This window comes from Citrobacter sp. R-1.5.2 (assembly GCF_035064245.1).
Lineage (GTDB): Bacteria > Pseudomonadota > Gammaproteobacteria > Enterobacterales > Enterobacteriaceae > Citrobacter.
Genome location: NZ_JASEYC010000011.1, coordinates 32,453 through 49,264, shown reverse-complemented (window position 1 = coordinate 49,264; position 16,812 = coordinate 32,453). Strand labels below are relative to the sequence as shown.

Annotated in this window: 15 protein-coding genes; 9 read left to right on the top strand and 6 right to left on the bottom strand. The window is 53.3% G+C overall.

Going from position 1 to position 16,812, the window contains the following annotated elements; all coding sequences use genetic code 11:
• The first annotated feature begins 10 nt into the window (after positions 1 to 10).
• Positions 11 to 1,159: a lactaldehyde reductase gene (gene fucO / locus QMN38_RS18270; RefSeq protein WP_048213086.1), complete on the top strand. Its 1,149-nt coding sequence runs from the start codon at positions 11 to 13 to the stop codon at positions 1,157 to 1,159.
• A gap of 94 nt (positions 1,160 to 1,253) precedes the next feature.
• On the opposite strand, the gene xni is transcribed toward fucO, so the two are convergent.
• The 5 genes from xni to queF form a co-directional block, all read right to left on the bottom strand.
• The gene (gene xni, locus QMN38_RS18265) at positions 1,254 to 2,009 is read right to left on the bottom strand and encodes a flap endonuclease Xni (RefSeq protein WP_271441050.1); all 756 of its coding nucleotides are present in this window, start codon (positions 2,007 to 2,009) and stop codon (positions 1,254 to 1,256) included.
• A gap of 169 nt (positions 2,010 to 2,178) precedes the next feature.
• Entirely contained in the window at positions 2,179 to 3,546 is a 1,368-nt protein-coding gene (locus QMN38_RS18260; RefSeq protein ID WP_271441049.1) for an L-serine ammonia-lyase, read from the bottom strand.
• Positions 3,547 to 3,599: 53 nt separating this feature from the next.
• Positions 3,600 to 4,889 (bottom strand): HAAAP family serine/threonine permease, encoded by a 1,290-nt coding sequence (locus QMN38_RS18255; protein ID WP_005130942.1) that lies wholly within the window; start codon positions 4,887 to 4,889, stop codon positions 3,600 to 3,602.
• 560 nt (positions 4,890 to 5,449) lie between these two features.
• A complete protein-coding gene (gene ppnN / locus QMN38_RS18250) occupies positions 5,450 to 6,814 on the bottom strand; it encodes a nucleotide 5'-monophosphate nucleosidase PpnN (protein ID WP_005130941.1) in 1,365 nt (454 codons plus the stop codon).
• 113 nt (positions 6,815 to 6,927) lie between these two features.
• Complete coding sequence (gene queF / locus QMN38_RS18245; protein WP_323605546.1) at positions 6,928 to 7,776, bottom strand: NADPH-dependent 7-cyano-7-deazaguanine reductase QueF; 849 nt, start codon at positions 7,774 to 7,776, stop codon at positions 6,928 to 6,930.
• 68 nt (positions 7,777 to 7,844) lie between these two features.
• Between queF and syd the strand changes: the two genes are divergently transcribed.
• The 8 genes from syd to QMN38_RS18205 all read left to right on the top strand — a co-directional run bounded on the left by syd (position 7,845) and on the right by QMN38_RS18205 (position 16,225).
• Positions 7,845 to 8,390, top strand: coding sequence for a SecY-interacting protein (gene syd, locus QMN38_RS18240; RefSeq protein ID WP_271441047.1), 546 nt, complete (start codon positions 7,845 to 7,847; stop codon positions 8,388 to 8,390).
• Positions 8,391 to 9,024: 634 nt separating this feature from the next.
• The gene (locus tag QMN38_RS18235; protein WP_149692202.1) at positions 9,025 to 9,354 is read left to right on the top strand and encodes a YqcC family protein; all 330 of its coding nucleotides are present in this window, start codon (positions 9,025 to 9,027) and stop codon (positions 9,352 to 9,354) included.
• A complete protein-coding gene (gene truC / locus QMN38_RS18230) occupies positions 9,354 to 10,136 on the top strand; it encodes a tRNA pseudouridine(65) synthase TruC (RefSeq protein ID WP_271441046.1) in 783 nt (260 codons plus the stop codon). The genes QMN38_RS18235 and truC overlap by 1 nt, the downstream gene beginning before the upstream one ends.
• 19 nt (positions 10,137 to 10,155) lie before the next feature.
• On the top strand, positions 10,156 to 10,605 hold the full coding sequence (locus tag QMN38_RS18225; protein ID WP_271441045.1) for a flavodoxin: 450 nt from the start codon (positions 10,156 to 10,158) through the stop codon (positions 10,603 to 10,605).
• A gap of 342 nt (positions 10,606 to 10,947) precedes the next feature.
• Positions 10,948 to 12,300, top strand: a complete 1,353-nt coding sequence (gene gudP / locus QMN38_RS18220; RefSeq protein WP_271441044.1) for a galactarate/glucarate/glycerate transporter GudP — start codon at positions 10,948 to 10,950, stop codon at positions 12,298 to 12,300.
• Between the two features lie 2 nt (positions 12,301 to 12,302).
• Positions 12,303 to 13,643, top strand: a complete 1,341-nt coding sequence (locus tag QMN38_RS18215; RefSeq protein ID WP_271456121.1) for an enolase C-terminal domain-like protein — start codon at positions 12,303 to 12,305, stop codon at positions 13,641 to 13,643.
• A gap of 20 nt (positions 13,644 to 13,663) precedes the next feature.
• Complete coding sequence (gene gudD, locus QMN38_RS18210) at positions 13,664 to 15,004, top strand: glucarate dehydratase (protein ID WP_202037889.1); 1,341 nt, start codon at positions 13,664 to 13,666, stop codon at positions 15,002 to 15,004.
• A gap of 78 nt (positions 15,005 to 15,082) precedes the next feature.
• Positions 15,083 to 16,225 carry a glycerate kinase gene (locus QMN38_RS18205; protein WP_271449523.1) on the top strand — a complete coding sequence of 381 codons (1,143 nt, stop codon included), beginning with the start codon at positions 15,083 to 15,085 and terminating at the stop codon, positions 16,223 to 16,225.
• Between the two features lie 362 nt (positions 16,226 to 16,587).
• On the opposite strand, the gene QMN38_RS18200 is transcribed toward QMN38_RS18205, so the two are convergent.
• Positions 16,588 to 16,812: hypothetical protein (locus QMN38_RS18200; protein WP_323605544.1), on the bottom strand; the 225-nt coding region annotated here is incomplete at its 5' end.

Here is a 16,812-nt window from a genome sequence, read left to right as displayed (position 1 = left end):
GAGAAATACGATGGCGAACAGAATGATTCTGAATGAAACGGCATGGTTTGGCCGGGGAGCTGTTGGGGCATTAACGGACGAGGTCATCCGTCGGGGTTATCGCAAGGCTTTGATTGTCACCGATGCAAACCTGGTACAGTGCGGCGTTGTCGATAAGGTGACATCCCGTATGGATGCCGCCGGTTTGCCGTGGGAAATCTATTCCGGCGTGATCCCGAATCCTACAATTGCAGTGGTGAAGGAGGGATTGGGAGTCTTTCAGCAAAGTGGTGCTGATTATCTGATAGCGATAGGCGGCGGCTCCCCGCAAGATACCTGCAAAGCGATTGGCATTATCCACAATAACCCTGAGTTTGCCGATGTCCGCAGCCTTGAAGGGTTATCGCCAACACGTGCTGCGAGCGTACCGGTGATGGCAATCCCTACGACGGCAGGGACGGCGGCGGAAGTGACCATTAACTACGTGATCACGGATGAAGAAAATCGGCGTAAATTTGTCTGTGTCGATCCGCATGACATCCCGCAGGTGGCGTTTATTGATGCCGATATGATGGACGGTATGCCTGCCGCGTTAAAAGCGGCGACCGGGGTCGATGCGTTGACCCATGCTATTGAAGGTTATATTACGCGGGCGGCGTGGGCACTCACTGACGCGTTGCACATCAAAGCCATTGAGATCATTGCCGGGGCGTTGCGCGGCTCTGTTAATGGCGACAGCCAGTCCGGTGAGGCAATGGCGCTGGGTCAGTACGTTGCCGGGATGGGATTTTCAAACGTCGGTTTGGGACTCGTGCATGGGATGGCGCACCCGCTGGGGGCCTTTTATAACACTCCACACGGCGTCGCCAATGCCATTTTGTTACCGCACGTGATGCACTATAACGCCGAATACACCGGAGAGAAATTCCGCGATATCGCCCGGGTGATGGGGGTGAAAGTGGAAGGTTTGACGCTGGAAGAGGCGCGTAAGGCAGCGGTAGATGCTGTGTTTGCGCTTAACCGCGATGTGGGGATCCCGCCGCACTTACGTGATGTTGGGGTACGTAAGGAAGATATTCCTGCGCTGGCGCAGGCGGCATTTGACGATGTTTGCACTGGCGGTAACCCGCGTGAAGCAAGCATTGCCGATATCGTCGAGCTTTACCATACTGCCTGGTAATCACCAGGCGTTTATCCGGCCTACAGTGTGATTGATTTGTAGGCCGGATAAGGTGTTTACACCGCCATCCGGCAACAGAGCTATCGCCAAAGAACTACCGTGCCAGCCGTAGCTGCTGGAGGTTTCCGTCAATATGTAAGTCCGTTTGCAGCCGCGCGATATCACGGCACAGAAACGCCATCTCTTTATGTATTTCGAGTTTCTTACGCCACTTTTCCGGCACGTCTTCCAGATGTGCGTAAATCCCTTCCAGATGCTGAAACTGCACGAGTAGCTGCGTTGCGCTCTTGGGACCAATACCTGCAACGCCCGGCACTTTTGAGCTGCTGATCCCGGCCAGTCCCCAGTAGTCCGGCAACTGCTGAGGCATTACGCCGAATTCTTTCTCAATGAATGGCGCGTCCAGCCAGCGCTTCTGGAAATAGTCGCGAATGCGTAATGTTGGGGAGAGCAACTGGCAATAACCTTTGTCTGTCGAAACGATGGTGGCCTGATGTCCCGCCTGGGTGACTTTCACCGCCAGCGTTGCGGCTAAATCATCGGCTTCATTCCCGCTCGAGACCCAACAACAGACGCCGCGCTGTTCAAATGCGGCGCGTAGGGCGGGCATTTCGTGATGCAATTCGTCGGGCATCGGTGGACGACCTGCTTTGTAGTCAGGCAGCCGTTGGTGACGCCAACCGCTGTTACGTGCCTCATCATCGAATACCGCCACGGCGTGCGTGGGTTGGCTGTGCACAATCAACTGATCGAGTGCGTGCTGGCATGTCTCCACACAGGGCGACCCCTGGACGGCGTGAATGCGACGAATGAGATTGAGTGCATCGACAATGAGCAGATGGACGGCCACGGTGTTCTCCCTAACAAATTAGTCTGTAGGGTAACATTCACGACGAGTGGAGACGAGCATTGTGAAATAGTGCTATCCGTAGGCCTGATAAGCGCAGCGCCATCAGGCAATAAAAGCCGGATGCGGCGAGCGCCTTATCCGGCCTACAGATCCTAAAATGTGCTGAGCATTAATCGCAGGTGACAATCTTCATCGCCAGACCACCACGAGAGGTTTCGCGGTATTTGGCGTTCATATCTTTACCTGTCTCGTACATGGTCTCGATAACTTTATCGAGGCATACACGAGGCTCACTGGTGCGGCGCAGCGCCATACGAGCCGCGTTCACCGCTTTCACCGATGCAATGGCGTTACGCTCAATGCACGGAACCTGAACTTGTCCGGCAACCGGGTCGCAGGTCAGACCCAGGTTGTGTTCCATACCGATTTCTGCGGCGATACATACCTGCGTCGGGCTACCGCCCAGCAGTTCTGCCAGGCCCGCTGCCGCCATAGAACACGCTACACCGACTTCACCCTGACAGCCGACTTCAGCACCCGAAATTGAGGCATTCATCTTGTACAGGGAACCGATAGCGCTCGCGACCAGCATATAGCGTGCCAGTGAGTTAGCGTTCACTTCGCGGATAAACTTGTCATAGTACGCCAACACCGCAGGAACAATCCCGCATGCGCCGTTCGTCGGGGCGGTAACTACACGTCCACCGGCAGCGTTCTCTTCGTTCACGGCCAGCGCAAACATGTTGATCCAATCTACAACTGCCATCGGGTCAGTCGTGGTTTTGTCACTGCTAACCAGCATACGACGCAGTGCTGCCGCACGACGCGGAACGCGCAGTTTGCCCGGCAGAACACCTTCGGTGGTGATACCGCGTTCAATTCCACTACGCATCACTTCCCAGACGTTTGCAAAGTGCTGTTCCAGCTCTTCTTTGCTGTGCAGAGCTAGCTCGTTCTGCATCATCAGGCCGGAAAGTGACAGGCCGGTTTCCTGACAGTGTCGTTGTAAATCGGCTGCGGATTTATACGGATACGGCACGCTTACCGGATTGTTATTCGGCAAACCAAAGTGTTCTTCATCAACGATAAATCCACCGCCGATGGAATAGTACGTCTGGCTGTATATGGCTTTTTCGCCAGCCAGCGCGGTAATGCGCATCCCGTTTTCGTGCAGGGACAGATTGTCCGTATGGAAATTCATGCACTTATCAACCGGGAATTCGACCTCATGTTGACCGTCTGCCAGCAACAAGCGTCCATGGGTATTCACATCCTGGATAAAGGACGGGATAGCATCAATGTCTACGGTATCCGGCAGATTACCCGCCAGGCCCATAATAATCGCGATGTCGGTATGGTGACCTTTCCCGGTCAGGGACAGAGAGCCATAGACATCAACCACTACGCGGGTTACGTCAGTGAGAATTCCGCGTGCAATCAGGTCATCCGTGAATTGTTTGCCTGCTTTCATCGGGCCAACAGTATGGGAGCTGGAAGGGCCAATGCCGATTTTGAAAATATCGAATACGCTAATCATGAGGCGTCCATTGTGTATCGAGGTGCGCCGCCCCGAAGAGCGGCGCAGGGGAATTAACTGAACAGAGAGTAGAAAATAGCGGAGATAGCGATCAGGCCCATAATCACAACGAACACGTTGCTGATATGGCCGCTGTATTTACGCATTGCCGGTACTTTCTGAATCGCATACATCGGCATCAGGAACAGAATCATCGCGATGATCGGGCCACCCAGGGTCTCAATCATGCCGAGGATGCTCGGGTTCAGCGTCGCCACAATCCAGGTGGTTACCAGCATGAACAGTGCAGTGATTTTGTTCAGTTTATTGATTTCGATGGACTTGCCTTTGCCACGCAGAGACTTAATTACCATACCGTTGAAACCTTCACGCGCACCCAGGTAGTGGCCGAGGAAGGACTTGGTGATAGCAATAATCGCGATGATCGGTGCCATCCAGGCAATAATCGGTGCGTTAAAGTGGTTCGCCAGGTAAGACAGGATAGAGATGTTCTGCTCTTTAGCTGCAGCCAGATCCGCCGGAGTCAGGCTGAATACGCAGCTGAAGACGAAGAACATAACGGTCAGTACCATCATGATGTGAGCGAATGCCAGAATCTTGGAGCATTTCTTCTCTGCTTCATCACCGTACTCTTCACGCTTCGCCACGGCGAAGGAGGAGATGATCGGGGAGTGGTTGAAGGAGAACACCATTACCGGAATTGCCAGCCACAGGGTCAGCAGCAGGCCGTTGCCGGTGGTTGCCGCAGAGTCAAAAGACAAGGTTTCCAGAATCGCACCGCTCCACTGCGGGATCAGGTACAGTGCCAGCAGCATCAGTGCCGCAACAAACGGGAATACCAGGATGCTCATCGCCTTCACGATCATCTGCTCACCGAAGCGCACGATGGTCATCATGCCGACAATCAGAATCAGAGAGAGGATTGCACGCGGCGGCGGCGTAATCGCCAACTGGTGAGTCAGGAAGCTTTCAACGGTGTTGGTGATTGCAACGCTGTAAACCAGCAGAATGGGGTAGATAGCGAAGAAGTAGAGCAGAGTAATCAGTTTACCTGCGCCAACGCCAAAGTGCTCTTCTACAACTTCAGTGATGTCTTCACCCGGATTTTTACCGGACAACACGAAGCGGGTCAGACCACGGTGAGCAAAGAAGGTCATTGGGAAGGCAAGAATGGCCATGATGATCAGCGGGATCATACCGCCAACGCCTGCGTTAATTGGCAGGAATAATACACCCGCGCCAATCGCCGTGCCGTAAAGGCCCAGCATCCACATGGTGTCTGTCTTGCGCCATGCGCTGCGGGTCTGGCCCGTAACGATAGTGCTGGTTTGAGTGTTTTCCATCTGTTTCTCCTGGAGGAAGCTTAAAAAGTCGGGTTTGGGTTCAATCCAATGAAAAAATACCCGACTGTAAAACGAAATTCGTTTAGCGATTTTTATATAATTTTTCGCCGTAATAATTTTCGGGCGGAAAGATACATTTAAGTAATGAATGTATCAGTGATCGTGATCTCAAATGCAATAATCCACCTTTTATGTGGATAAATTTGGACCATTAATCTGTTAAAAAATAGTCAAAGCGAATTTACGGGCGTGAAGGCTAACATTAACGACATATGGCATGAAAGGCAGGGCGCGAAGATACGAGGGTTGCGCTATAAAAACTGTTATTTTTAGTGAATTCTGACGACTAATTATAATTTGCGGTGATAAATCACGGTTTCCTTTGGAAGGTAATCGTTTGCGTTTCGGGGCTTGTCAGACGAAAGATAATTGATATTTATGTTATTGCGTGAGCTATGTGACTGGTATCACTAAAAAAGCCGGTTGGCTGATGCGCCAAATCCGGCTTTGATATGGACAAAACTGTCACCGGGGTAGCATCAGCTACCCGGTGTTGAAGGTTATGCGCAGATTTCGTAGCAAGGGATATACGCAGTGCCCGGCAACTTCATACGATGTTGTGCAACAAAGCCCTGCAGGAGATCGTCCATGCGGCGCATCATCTCAGGGTCGCCGTGGATTTTGTACGGGCCAAACTCTTCAATGGCGCGAATGCCGACTTCTTTCACGTTCCCCGCGACAATACCGGAGAATGCGCGACGCAGGTCTGCAGCCAGCACTTCCACAGGCTGGTCTGGATACAGTTTCAGATTCGCCATGTTTTCGTGGGACGGTTCGAACGGCATCTGCAAATCAGGCGCGATACGAATTGACCAGTTAAAGCTGTAGGCATCACCGGTGTCCCGGCGGTTCTCTTTCACCAGCGGCATCGCTTTTTTCATCAGACGAGCGACTTCCGCTGCATCGTCAATGATAATTCGATAGTGACGGCGCGCCTCTTCTCCCAGCGTGTGCACGATAAACTCATCCAGTACGCGGAAGTAATCTGCGCTCTCTTTTGGCCCGGTCAGGATCAATGGCAGAACCTGATCTTTGTTCGCCGGATTCATCAGGATACCCAGCAGGTACAGCAGCTCTTCTGCCGTTCCTACGCCGCCGGGGAAGATGATAATGCCGTGAGCGATACGGACGAACGCTTCCAGACGTTTTTCAATGTCCGGCATGATGATGAGTTCGTTAACCAGCGGGTTTGGTGGTTCCGCAGCGATAATTGACGGCTCGGTCATACCGATAAAGCGGCTGTCTTTGTAGCGCTGCTGAGCGTGGCCGACCGCGGCACCTTTCATTGGTGCTTCCATCGCACCCGGACCACACCCGGTGCAGATGTTCAGTTCACGCAGGCCTAACTGAGTGCCCACGCGACGCGCATACAAGTACTCGTTCTCGTTGATTGAGTGACCGCCCCAGCAGACGACCATGTTCGGCGCTTCACCGACGTGAAGTGCCCGGGCATTACGCAGAATGGAGAACACCAGGTTGGTGATGTGAACCGAGCTTTCGAGATCCAGATGCTGAAAACGACCCGCGTTATGGATCTGGCCATTGACGAAAAGAATGTCGCGCAGGACGGCAAACAGGTTGGCCTGCAGCGCGCGAATGATGCGCCCATCGACAAACGCGTCTTCAGGTGGGTTGATCAGTTCCAGCTTCACACCGCGTTCACGGCGCAGCACGTTAATGTCGAAACTTTCGAAACGAGACAGCAGCTCTTTGCTGTTGTCGGTCAAACTGCCGGAGTTCAGAACGGCAAGCGAACAGTTACGAAACAGTTGATACAGGTCGCTGCTGGCCGTGCGTTTAAGCATATCGACTTCCAGCTGCGACAACATGTCCATTGAGCCAAGCGGGCTAATATGTGTAATCAAGTAAACTCCTTACGGGACGAGAGATATCATCCTCTACTGATTACAATAGCCCTGGCTTATGACCTTTCACAACCTTGCGCGCGGAATCCGACACGCAAAATTGAGAAAAAAGATTACTGACGCACCAGTCTGCCTGTTGCGGGGGTGAAATCTGTGTTGGTGCGCCATGGGTTGATATCGAGGCCGCCGCGTCGCGTGTAGCGTGCATATACGCTCAGTTTCTCTGGCTGACAGAAACGCAGAAGGTCATTGAAAATACGTTCCACACACTGCTCGTGAAATTCATTATGGTGGCGGAAGGAGACCAGATAGCGTAGCAACTTTTCCCTGTCGATTTTGCGTCCACGATACTGAATTTGTATGGAACCCCAGTCAGGCTGATGGGTGATCAGACAGTTGGATTTCAGCAGATGGCTGACCAGCGTCTCTTCTACTGCCTTGTCGCCGCTCACGGCGTTTTCCAGATAGTCGGTGCTGAACTGGTAGTTATCAATGACGATATCCTGATTGTCGATACAGGTGCCATTGAAGTGGGCTATCGGCTGCCCTTCCTGTTCATCAAGACGATAGATCGCCACGCTGACATCACCCTGCGCGCAGGTGCGTAGATCGTGTTCCAGAGTTTGACGGACGTGTTCCCATGAGTCAAAACGCGTCTGATTAAAACTGTTCAGATACAGCTTAAAACTTTTTGATTCAATCAGATTAACGCTGGTGTAATCCAGCTCTACATGGCCGACCGCAACCTGCGGTAAGCCGTTGGCATTCAGCCATGACAGTTCATACAGCGTCCAGATATCCGCGCCGTGAAAAGGCAGATTATCGGCTTTTAGATCCAGCGGGTCGCGGTTCAGGCTGCGCGGAACACCCTGCAGCAGGCTGGCGTCGTAAATATCTCGGTAATCCGTTGATTTTCCGAGAGTCAGGCCGTCAAGCGCCCGATGATTTTCATAAGAAGACATGTTTCACCGTCATAAACCAGATACACTATGCGACAAGTGTATCCTGGCTTTTGTGAAGAGAGAAATCAGTGGACGAATTGACCGCACAGGCGTTGACAGCCTTTACGACGCGTTATTGCGATGCATGGCATGAAAAAAACAGCAGCTGGCCGCTGAGTGAAGAGCTGTATGGCGTACCGTCTCCGTGCATCATCTCCTCCACGAACGATGCGGTGTACTGGCAACCGCAGCCTTTTGTAGGCGAGCCGAATGTAAACGCGGTTGAACGTGCCTTTGATATTGTGGTACAACCCGCTGTTCATGCGTTTTATACCACCCAGTTTGCCGGGGACATGCACGCACAATTTGCGGACGAAAAACTTACTCTTCTGCAAACCTGGTCTGAAGATGACTTCAGACGCGTACAGGAAAACCTGATCGGCCACCTGGTTACGCAAAAACGCCTTAAGCTCTCTCCAACGCTTTTTATTGCCACACTGGACAATGAACTTGATGTTATTTCAGTGTGCAACTTGTCTGGGGAAGTCTGCAAGGAAACGCTGGGAACCCGTAAACGAACGGTTCTGGCGGCCTCACTTGCGGAATTTCTTACTCAACTTAAGCCTGTTCTGTAATCCAGTTTGCCCTAGGGCGTGTGAGAGATCTCTTACAAACCCTGTAGGAGATTGCCAGGTGATCAGTAAAGACTTCATCGGCCGATATAATATTAAATATTTATAATTCAATCGGTTAATGTTTTATTGTCAACTTTCATACGAAAATAATCATTAGGGTATGTCTGTAAGTGTCTTGTAAGACAATGCGAAACAGGCGATTCTATCTCCGTCGACAAGGAGTCGCACAACGAAGTGAACATCAGGATGATGACACTTCGGCAGGACACACCAGGACGGTGCTGCAAGGACAGGTTTCAGGATGAAGCAAAGAGGAAAACGCGGGAAGCGTTAAAGGACACCTCCAGGATGGAGAACGAGAGCCGGTCAGGATGTTCGGCGGGTCAGGATGGCCAGGGACACTTCAGGATGAAGTTTTCACATCGGGGGCGGTGTGAGCAGGATGCAAATGTTCAGGATGAACGAGGTCGCAAGACCACAGGAAAAGTTGTCACGGATGAGCAGGGAGCACCAAAAGTAGCTGGAATGCTGCGAAACGAACCGGGAGCACTGTTTTTACAGTGCTCCCTTTTTTTATTTCCCTTCTACTAGTGCTATTCTTCGCGCCAGATTTTTCATCATTGAGGTTAATTTCATGACGACTCATGACCGTGTGCGCGAGCAGTTGCATGCGCTTGAAGCACTGCTGCGTGAACATAATCACTGGCGGATGGATGAGCCAGAAGCGCATCTGTTTTCCAGCACGCAGCCTTTTTGTATGGATACCATGGAGCCAGTTGAATGGCTGCAGTGGGTGTTGATTCCCCGTATGCATGCGCTGCTTGATAATGCGCAGCCACTTCCGGAAGCGTTCGCTATTGCGCCATATTATGAAATGGCGCTGGCAGCCGATCATCCGCAGCGCGATGTGATCCTGATTGCACTGCAGGATCTGGATGCGCTATTTACCCGTGATGACGCCTGATGCTGGAAATTCTCTATCAAGATCAATGGCTGGTTGCAGTCAACAAACCTTCGGGCTGGCTGGTTCATCGTAGCTGGCTCGACCGCGATGAGAAAGTGGTGGTAATGCAAACCGTGCGTGACCAGATTGGCCAGCACGTTTTTACCGCCCACCGACTCGACAGACCAACATCCGGTGTGCTGTTGATGGGGCTGTCCAGCGAGGCCGGACGACGGCTGGCACAGCAGTTTGAGCAGCATCAAATCCAAAAACGCTACCATGCCATTGTGCGCGGCTGGCTGATGGACGACGCCGTGCTGGATTATCCGTTGGTGGAAGAGCTGGACAAGATTGCCGATAAATTTGCCCGTGACGACAAAGGCCCACAGCCTGCGGTAACCCACTATCGCGGGCTGGCTACGGTAGAAATGCCCGTGGCAACCGGTCGCTATCCAACCACCCGTTACGGGCTGGTGGAGCTGGATCCTAAAACTGGCCGTAAACATCAGCTCAGACGTCACCTGGCGCATTTGCGTCATCCGATTATTGGCGATAGTAAGCACGGTGATTTGCGACAAAACCGCAGCGCCGCAGAGCATTTTGGCTGCCAGCGCCTGATGCTGCATGCCAGCCAGCTTGAACTTACGCACCCCTTCACCGGTGAACCACTGGTTATTCGTGCCGGGTTGGATAACGTCTGGATGCAAGCGCTATCACAGTTTGGCTGGTGTGGGCTTCTCCCTGAGAATGAAAGGGTTGAGTTCAGCGGGCTGTCAGGTCAGGATGAGCAGACAGATTCTTAAGTCCTTGGAGATAAAGGTTATGGCGGAAATTGGTATTTTTGTCGGCACAATGTATGGAAACGCGCTGCTGGTTGCCGAAGAGGCCGAAGCTATCCTCGCAAATCAGGGGCATAAAGCCACGGTTTATGAAGATCCGGAACTGGCTGACTGGGAAAAATACAAAGACAAGTACATCCTGGTCGTAACGTCGACGACGGGACAAGGTGATCTGCCGGACAGCATCGTGCCGCTGTTTCAGGGAATTAAAGACCAACTGGGTTACCAGCCTGACGTTCACTACGGCATTATTGCGCTCGGTGACAGTTCATATGCCAATTTCTGCGGCGGCGGTAAGCAGTTTGATGCGCTTTTGCAAGAACAGAGCGCCCAGCGAGTGGGTGAGATGTTGCTGATTGATGCCGGTGAACATCCGGAACCGGAAAGCGAATCTAATCCCTGGGTAGAAAACTGGGGAACCTTGCTTAAATAACCTCTCGCCCGCACGGGCATGCAACCCCCATTTGAACCGTAGGCCGGGTCAGGCGAAGCCGCCACCCGGCAATAAAACCCCAATTACGTGAACTAACTTCCACTGCTTTGGGCTTATGCCCCAAACAACTTCTTACTGCCTCCCTAATGTTGTGTTCCTGCACGGTGAGGGAAAGAGGCACTCCTTCATATACTTTTCCCGTCAGTTCCCGGAAAGGCAGCGAGTCAGAATAAAACGGCCCCGAGCTGTACCAAAACTGCCACACACTAACCTCTCATTCTGATCACCCTACAGGTGCTGTACAGAATGAACTGGCGAAAGCCAAGATTCAGGAGTGCAACAATGAGTTCATTAAGTCAGGCGGCGAGCAGCGCGGAAAAACGCACTAACGCTCGCTACTGGATAGTGGTGATGTTGTTTATCGTCACATCCTTCAACTACGGCGATCGCGCCACTTTATCCATTGCCGGTTCAGAAATGGCCAAAGACATTGGTCTGGATGCGGTCGGGATGGGGTATGTATTTTCTGCTTTTTCATGGGCCTATGTTATCGGCCAGATCCCCGGCGGCTGGTTGCTTGACCGCTTTGGTTCAAAGCGCGTTTATTTCTGGTCCATCTTTATCTGGTCCATGTTTACCTTGCTGCAAGGCTTCGTCGATATCTTTAGCGGCTTCGGAATCATCGTCGCACTGTTTACCTTGCGTTTCCTCGTGGGCTTAGCTGAGTCACCCTCGTTCCCTGGCAACAGTCGCATTGTTGCGGCCTGGTTCCCGGCGCAGGAGAGGGGGACCGCGGTGGCAATTTTTAACTCCGCGCAATACTTCGCCACTGTTATCTTCGCGCCAATCATGGGTTGGCTGACCCACGAAGTGGGCTGGTCACACGTATTCTTCTTTATGGGTGGACTCGGGATCATCATCAGCTTTGTCTGGCTGAAAGTGATTCACGAACCGAACCAGCATCCGGGTGTAAACCAAAAAGAGCTGGACTACATTGCCGAAGGTGGCGCACTGATCAACATGGATCAGGCAGCAGCTAAAGCTAAAGTTCCGTTCAGCGTGAAATGGGGGCAAATCAAGCAGTTGTTGGGTTCCCGCATGATGATCGGTATCTACATCGGCCAGTACTGTATTAACGCGCTGACCTACTTCTTTATCACCTGGTTCCCGGTCTATCTGGTACAGGCGCGCGGTATGTCGATTCTGAAAGCGGGATTTGTGGCGTCGGTCCCGGCTATTTGCGGATTCGCAGGTGGCGTGCTCGGCGGCATTATTTCCGACTGGCTGATGCGTCGCACCGGTTCGCTAAATATCGCCCGTAAAACGCCAATCGTGTTGGGTATGTTGCTGTCAATGGTGATGGTGTTCTGTAACTACGTCAACGTTGAATGGATGATTATCGGCTTTATGGCGCTGGCCTTCTTCGGTAAAGGTATTGGTGCACTGGGCTGGGCGGTAATGGCGGACACGGCTCCTAAAGAGATTAGCGGCCTGAGCGGCGGTCTGTTCAACATGTTCGGTAATATCTCCGGCATCGTGACACCGATTGCTATCGGCTACATTGTGGGCACGACGGGGTCGTTTAATGGTGCCTTGATTTACGTTGGAGTGCATGCGCTGATTGCCGTGGTGAGTTATCTGGTGCTGGTCGGCGATATTAAACGTATCGAACTGAAACCTGTCGCAGGACAATGATGATGACAACACAATCGAGTCCCGTTATTACCGACATGAAAGTCATTCCGGTGGCTGGTCATGACAGCATGCTGCTCAATATTGGTGGCGCGCATAACGCTTGGTTTACCCGCAATATCGTGGTCCTTACTGATAACGCCGGACACACCGGTGTGGGTGAAGCGCCGGGCGGAGAAGTGATCTATCAAACGCTGGTGGACGCTATTCCGCAGGTGTTAGGCCAGGAAGTAGCCCGCCTGAATAAGGTGGTCCAGCAGGTGCATAAAGGCAATCAGGCTGCTGACTTTGATACCTTCGGCAATGGTGCCTGGACATTTGAGCTGCGCGTCAATGCGGTGGCGGCGCTGGAAGCCGCGCTGCTGGATCTGCTGGGCAAAGCGCTGAATGTACCGGTCTGCGAGCTGTTAGGTCCGGGTAAGCAGCGTGATGCAGTGACCGTGCTCGGTTATCTGTTCTATGTAGGCGATCGCACCAAAACCGATCTGCCGTATCTGGAAAGTACGCCGGGTAAACATGAGTGGTATCACTTACGTCACCAGCAAGCGATGACCAGCGATGCGGTGGTGCGTCTGGCGCAGGCGTCACAGGATCGTTATGGCTTTAAAGATTTCAAACTGAAGGGCGGTGTGTTGCCGGGTGAGCAAGAAATTGAAACCGCCCGTGCGCTGAAAGCATGCTTCCCGGAGGCACGTATTACGGTGGACCCTAACGGTGCCTGGCTACTGGATGAAGCGATCGCCTTGTGCAAAGGGCTAAATGATGTTCTGACCTACGCCGAAGATCCGTGCGGCGCTGAACAGGGATTTTCCGGGCGTGAAGTGATGACTGAGTTCCGCCGCGCGACCGGTTTGCCGGTGGCGACCAACATGATTGCTACCAACTGGCGCGAAATGGGCCACGCGGTAATGCTGAATGCTGTCGATATTCCGCTGGCCGATCCGCACTTCTGGACGCTTTCTGGTGCAGTGCGCGTGGCACAGTTGTGCGATGACTGGGGCCTGACCTGGGGATGCCATTCCAATAACCACTTTGATATTTCGCTGGCAATGTTTACTCACGTCGGTGCGGCAGCGCCGGGCAATCCGACAGCCATCGACACACACTGGATTTGGCAGGAGGGCGATTGCCGTCTGACGAAGAATCCGCTGGAAATAAAGAACGGAAAAATTGCGGTTCCAGATGCACCCGGTCTGGGTGTGGAACTGGACTGGGATCAGGTACAGAAAGCGCATGAAGCCTATAAGGCATTGCCCGGCGGTGCGCGTAATGATGCAGCACCGATGCAGTATCTGATCCCCGGATGGACTTTTGACCGTAAACGTCCCGTTTTCGGCCGTCACTGATTTTGAATAAGGACACGATAATGAGCGCACAATTTTCTACCCCAGTAGTGACCGCTATGCAGGTGATCCCGGTTGCGGGCCACGACAGCATGCTGATGAACCTGAGCGGCGCACATGCCCCGTTCTTCACGCGTAATATTGTGATTATCAAAGATAATTCCGGTCATACCGGGGTGGGCGAAATTCCCGGCGGCGAGAAAATTCGTCAGACTCTGGAAGATGCGATTCCGCTGGTGGTGGGCAAAACGTTAGGTGAATACAAAAACGTACTGAATACGGTACGCAATACCTTTGCCGATCGGGATGCCGGTGGGCGTGGTTTGCAGACCTTCGATTTACGTACCACTATTCATGTGGTTACCGGGATCGAAGCGGCAATGTTGGATCTGTTAGGCCAGCACCTGGGGGTGAATGTCGCGTCTCTGTTAGGTGATGGTCAGCAGCGTAGCGAAGTGGAAATGTTGGGGTATCTGTTCTTCGTCGGCAACCGTAAAGCGACGCCGCTGCCGTATCAGAGTCAGCCGGATGAGAAGTGCGACTGGTATCGCCTGCGCCATGAAGAGGCCATGACCCCGGATGCGGTAGTGCGCCTGGCTGAAGCAGCGTATGAGAAATATGGTTTTAACGACTTTAAACTGAAAGGTGGCGTGTTGGCAGGGGAAGAGGAAGCGGAATCTATCGTCGCGTTGGCGAAGCGTTTCCCGCAGGCCCGCGTAACGCTCGATCCTAACGGTGCCTGGTCGTTGAATGAAGCGATCAAGATCGGTAAGTATCTGAAAGGATCGCTGGCTTATGCTGAAGATCCATGCGGCGCGGAGCAGGGGTTCTCTGGGCGTGAAGTGATGGCGGAATTCCGCCGCGCTACGGGTCTGCCGACGGCGACCAATATGATCGCTACCGACTGGCGTCAGATGGGGCACACGCTGTCGTTGCAGTCTGTGGATATTCCGCTGGCTGACCCGCATTTCTGGACTATGCAGGGCTCTGTTCGCGTGGCGCAGATGTGTCATGAGTTTGGCCTTACCTGGGGCTCACACTCTAACAACCACTTTGATATTTCGCTGGCGATGTTCACTCATGTCGCGGCAGCGGCACCGGGTAAAATTACGGCCATTGATACCCACTGGATCTGGCAGGAAGGTAACCAACGCCTGACCAAAGAGCCGTTCGACATTAAAGGCGGCATGGTACAGGTGCCAGCGAAGCCGGGTCTGGGTGTAGAACTGGATATGGATCAGGTGATGAAAGCACACGAGCTGTACCAGCAGCACGGCCTGGGGGCGCGTGATGACGCGATGGGAATGCAGTACCTGATCCCGAACTGGACCTTTGATAATAAACGCCCATGCATGGTGCGCTAAGCGTTATGCCGGTTCTGACAGGAACCGGCACATCTCCAGGTGTATGATTAACAGAATCAACATGCGTAAGGACGGCTTATGAAAATAGTAATTGCACCGGATTCTTATAAAGAGAGTTTGAGTGCGCTTGAGGTGGCAACTGCCATTGAGCAGGGTTTTCGTGAGATCTGGCCTGATGCGGATTACGTAAAGATACCGGTTGCTGATGGTGGTGAAGGAACGGTCGAGGCGATGGTTGCCGCTACGGCGGGCCACCTTGTGCATGTTGATGTTACGGGTCCCCTGGGAAGTAAGGTACGGGCATTTTATGGGTTATCGGGAGATGAGCGCTCAGCGTTTATCGAGATGGCGGCCGCCAGTGGGTTAGAGCGGGTTCCGGCAGGGTTGCGCGACCCGCTGAAAACCACCTCATGGGGGACCGGAGAGTTGATTCGCCATGCGCTGAATGCGGGTGTAGAACATATCATCATTGGGATTGGCGGTAGCGCGACTAATGATGGTGGTGCCGGTATGGTGCAGGCTCTGGGCGCCAAATTGCTGGATGCGCAGAATAACCAGATTGCACAAGGCGGGATCGGCCTGGAATCGCTCACCAGGATAGATATTTCAGCGTTAGATAAGCGCCTTGCTACCTGTCGTATTGAAGTGGCCTGCGATGTCACGAATCCGCTGACCGGTAAAGAGGGCGCTTCTGCAGTATTTGGTCCGCAAAAAGGGGCAACGCCAGAGATGATTACCCGTCTGGATAATGCGCTGACGCACTATGCGCAACTGATTGCCCGCGATCTGGACGTTAACGTGCTGGAACTGGCGGGCGGTGGCGCGGCTGGCGGCATGGGGGCTGCACTGTATGCGTTTTGCGGCGCGCAGCTACGCCGTGGTATCGAGATCGTGACGGATGCGTTACACCTTGATGACTGCGTTGCGGATGCAGATTTAGTTGTGACCGGGGAAGGGCGTATTGACAGTCAGACGATCCATGGCAAAGTCCCGGTTGGCGTAGCGAACGTTGCAAAGCGATATAATAAGCCTGTCATTGGTATTGCAGGCAGCCTGACGCCAGATGTTGGTGTGGTACATGAGCATGGAATTGATGCCGTTTTTAGCGTGATTTATACCATTTGCACGCTGGATGAGGCGCTGGATAATGCGAGTGAAAATGTGCGGATGACAGCACGAAACGTGGCCGCAACGCTTAAAGCAGGGCAGCAATTACGCTGAGTTGTTGGCCGGAAAAAGCGCTGACGCCGCCTCCGGCGATGTGCCCGATGCGCGGCGCTTATCGGATCTGTGGTAAACAGCAAAACCTGTAGGCCGGAAAAGGCGGTTACGCCGCCTCCGGCGATGTGCCCGATGTGCGGCGCTTATCGGATCTGTGGTAAACAGCAAAACCTGTAGGCCGGAAAAGGCGGTTACGCCGCCTCCGGCGATGTGCCTGATGGCGCGACGCTTATCGGGCCTGTGGTAAACAGCAAAACCTGTAGGCCGGAAAAGACGCTGATGCCGCCTCCGGCGATGTGCCCGATGTGCGGCGCTTATCGGGCCTACGGTAAACAGCAAAACCTGTAGGCCGGAAAAGGCGGTTACGCCGCCTCCAGCGATGTGCCCGATGGCGCGACGCTTATCGGGCCTGTGGTATACAGCGAAACCTGTAGGCCGGATAAGGCGTTTACGCCGCATCCGGCGATGTGCCCGATGGCGCGACGCTTATCGGGCCTGTGGTATACAGCGAAACCTGTAGGCCGGAAAAGACGCTGATGCCGCCTCCGGCGATGTGCCCGATGTGCGGCGCTTATCGGGCCTACGGT

Coding starts and splice junctions, on each gene's coding strand:
- QMN38_RS18235 (WP_149692202.1), top strand. CDS start 9,025: ATGACGACTCATGACCGTGTGCGCGAGCAGTTGCATGCGCTTGAAGCA.
- truC (WP_271441046.1), top strand. CDS start 9,354: ATGCTGGAAATTCTCTATCAAGATCAATGGCTGGTTGCAGTCAACAAA.
- QMN38_RS18205 (WP_271449523.1), top strand. CDS start 15,083: ATGAAAATAGTAATTGCACCGGATTCTTATAAAGAGAGTTTGAGTGCG.
- QMN38_RS18260 (WP_271441049.1), bottom strand. CDS start 3,546: ATGATTAGCGTATTCGATATTTTCAAAATCGGCATTGGCCCTTCCAGC.
- gudP (WP_271441044.1), top strand. CDS start 10,948: ATGAGTTCATTAAGTCAGGCGGCGAGCAGCGCGGAAAAACGCACTAAC.
- fucO (WP_048213086.1), top strand. CDS start 11: ATGGCGAACAGAATGATTCTGAATGAAACGGCATGGTTTGGCCGGGGA.
- QMN38_RS18255 (WP_005130942.1), bottom strand. CDS start 4,889: ATGGAAAACACTCAAACCAGCACTATCGTTACGGGCCAGACCCGCAGC.
- gudD (WP_202037889.1), top strand. CDS start 13,664: ATGAGCGCACAATTTTCTACCCCAGTAGTGACCGCTATGCAGGTGATC.
- QMN38_RS18215 (WP_271456121.1), top strand. CDS start 12,303: ATGACAACACAATCGAGTCCCGTTATTACCGACATGAAAGTCATTCCG.
- queF (WP_323605546.1), bottom strand. CDS start 7,776: ATGTCTTCTTATGAAAATCATCGGGCGCTTGACGGCCTGACTCTCGGA.
- QMN38_RS18225 (WP_271441045.1), top strand. CDS start 10,156: ATGGCGGAAATTGGTATTTTTGTCGGCACAATGTATGGAAACGCGCTG.